1 pseudogene is annotated in these 248 nt (G+C 48.8%); it reads left to right on the top strand.

Going from position 1 to position 248, the window contains the following annotated elements:
• Positions 1-248 (top strand): annotated as a pseudogene (locus tag ACTHRE_RS11170) (TonB-dependent hemoglobin/transferrin/lactoferrin family receptor); the annotation flags it as partial.

Raw genomic sequence — 248 nt, 5'->3', positions numbered from 1 at the left:
CCACAGTTTCTTGGGTAAGATTGCTTACCAAATCAACGACAATCATCGTATCGGCGCATCTCTCAACGGTCAGCAGGGCCACAATTACACGATCGAAGAGTCTTATAACCTGACCGCTTCTTCTTGGCGCGAAGCCGATGACGTAAACAGACGGCGCAATGCCAACCTGTTTTACGAGTGGACGCCCGATTCGAATTGGTTGTCGTTGTTGAAAGCGGACTTCGATTATCAGAAAACCAAAGTAGCGG

Origin of the sequence: Neisseria sp. P0001.S007, assembly GCF_051963655.1 — a bacterium.
Lineage (GTDB): Bacteria > Pseudomonadota > Gammaproteobacteria > Burkholderiales > Neisseriaceae > Neisseria > Neisseria subflava_A.
The sequence above is the reverse complement of the archived record's forward strand: the minus strand, read 5'-3'. Positions and strand labels throughout refer to the sequence as shown.